1 protein-coding gene is annotated in these 2650 nt (G+C 69.4%); it reads left to right on the top strand.

Features of this window, described 5'->3' with window-relative positions; genetic code table 11:
* Positions 1–2650: type I polyketide synthase (locus tag ACIA6B_RS32505; RefSeq protein WP_396779315.1), on the top strand; the 2650-nt coding region annotated here is incomplete at both ends.

Here is a 2650-nt window from a genome sequence, read left to right on the forward strand (position 1 = left end):
GATGCGGGGTATGACCCGGATCCGGCTCGGTCGGGAACCAGCTACGTCCGGGAGGGTGGGTTCCTGGCTGACGCGGCGTTGTTCGATGCGGGGTTCTTCGGGATCAGTCCGCGGGAGGCTGTGGCGATGGATCCGCAGCAGCGGCTGTTGTTGGAGGTTTCCTGGGAGGCGTTGGAGCGGGCCGGGATCGACCCGTCCGGGCTACGCGGGTCGGACACCGGCGTGTATGTGGGCACGAACGGTCAGGACTACATCTCGGTGATCGGTGACGCGCAGACCGGCAGCGAGGGGCATCTGCTGACGGGTAACGCGGCCAGTGTCATGTCCGGGCGGGTGGCGTACACCTTGGGCCTGGAAGGGCCGGCGGTGTCGGTGGACACGGCGTGTTCGTCGTCGTTGGTGGCGGTGCATCTGGCGGCGCAGGCGTTGCGCTCGGGTGAGTGTTCGATGGCCCTGGCCGGCGGTGTGACGGTGATGGCCACGCCGGGGGCGTTCGTGGAGTTTTCCCGGCAGGGTGGGTTGGCCGCTGACGGGCGGTGTAAGCCGTTCGCGGACGCCGCTGATGGTACGGGTTGGGGTGAGGGTGTCGGGGTGTTGGTGTTGGAGCGGTTGTCGGATGCTCGTCGGCGGGGGCATCAGGTGTTGGCGGTGGTGCGGGGCAGCGCGGTCAACCAGGACGGCGCTTCCAATGGGTTGAGTGCGCCGAATGGTCCGTCGCAGCAGCGGGTGATCCGTCAGGCTTTGGCGAATGCGCGGTTGTCGCCGGGTGACGTGGATGTGGTGGAGGCGCACGGTACGGGCACGACGTTGGGTGATCCGATCGAGGCGCAGGCGCTGATCGCCGCGTACGGCCAGGACCGGCCGGCGGATCGGCCGTTGCGGTTGGGGTCGGTGAAGTCGAACATCGGTCACACCCAGGCGGCTGCGGGTGTTGCCGGGATCATCAAGATGGTCTTGGCGATGCGGCACGGGTTGATGCCCAGGACGCTGCACGTGGATGCCCCGTCGTCACATGTGGATTGGTCGGCCGGGTCGGTGCGGCTGTTGACGGAGGCGACGCCGTGGCCAGGTAACGGCCGGCGACGGCGGGCTGGGGTGTCGTCGTTCGGGATCAGCGGCACCAACGCCCACCTCATTATCGAAGAGGCCGAACCGCTCGAGCCGCCGCAGGACACACCCGCCGACTCGGCGGGCTCGGACCAACAGCCGCCGGCGCTGCTGGGCGGGGTGGTGCCGTGGCTGTTGTCGGCTAAGACCGAGGTGGCGTTGCGGGCGCAGGCGCAGCGGTTGGCCGGTTTCCTGACCGATCGGCCCGAGGTCGCGCCGGTTGCGGTGGGGCGGGCGTTGGTGGACAGCCGGGCGACCGGGTTCACCCATCGGGGTGTCGTACTCGGCCAGGATCGGTCGGCGTTGGTGGACGGGTTGCGGGCGCTGGCCGCGGGTGGCCAGGCGCCCGGGGTGGTGACCGGGATCGCCGGTTCCGGGCGGCTGGCGGCGGTGTTTTCCGGACAGGGTAGCCAGCGCCTCGGAATGGGCCTGGGCCTGTACGAGGCGTATCCGGTGTTCGCTGACGTGTTCGATCAGGTCTGCGCGTCCTTCGACCAGCATCTCGAACGGTCGTTGCGGGACGTCGTCGCGGGCGACGCGCAGCTGCTGGACCAGACGATGTACACCCAGGCGGGGCTGTTCGCGGTGCAGGTGGCCTTGTACCGGCTGATCACCTCCTGGGGAATAGCTCCGCAGCGTCTGGCGGGGCATTCGATCGGCGAGTTGAGCGCGGCTCATGTGGCCGGGGTGTGGGATCTCGCCGATGCGGTGGCGGTAGTAGCCGCGCGAGGCCGCCTGATGCAGGCGCTCCCCGCTGGCGGCGCCATGGTCGCGTTGACCGCCAGCGACGTCGAGGCCCACGACCTGATCGCCGGGCACACTGACCTGGTGGGCGTCGCGGCGGTCAACGGCCCGCACTCCACGGTGATCTCTGGTGACCAGACCGTGGTGTTGGAACTGGCGCAGCAGTGGCGGGACGCCGGTGGTAAGGCGCGGCGGTTGCGGGTCAGTCACGCGTTCCACTCGCCGTTGATGGAGCCGATGCTGGCCGAGTTCGCCGACGTGTTGGACGGGGTGGTCTGGCGGGAGCCGACCATCCCGGTGGTCTCCGGCACCCCCGGCGCGGACGTGACCCACCCCGAATACTGGTTGGCGCATACCCGCCACACGGTGCGCTACCACGACGCGGTGAACGCGCTGCGTGAGCAGGGCGTGGGCGTCCTCCTCGAACTCGGCCCGGACGGCACCCTGACCTCGATGGCCGACACCGACACCCCCGACGCAGAGGTGTGGCTGCCCACGCTGCGAGGTGACCGGGACGAGCCGCAGACACTGCTGACGGCGGTCGCCGGGGTCCACGTACACGGCGGGACCGTGGACTGGCCGACACTGCTCGACACAAGCGCAGGTCGGCGGGTTGTGGAACTGCCGACGTATCCGTTTGAGCATCAGCGGTTCTGGCCGCAGTCGGCGGTGGCTGGTGTGGGCGATGTTCGGGGGTTGGGTCAGGGTTCGGTTGATCATCCGTTGTTGCGGGCGGCGGTGTCGTTGGCTGATGGGGATGGGGTGGTGTTGACCGGCCGGTTGTCGTTGTCGGGGCAGC

The sequence above is a fragment of the Micromonospora sp. NPDC051141 genome (assembly GCF_044455765.1).
Taxonomy (GTDB): domain Bacteria; phylum Actinomycetota; class Actinomycetes; order Mycobacteriales; family Micromonosporaceae; genus Micromonospora.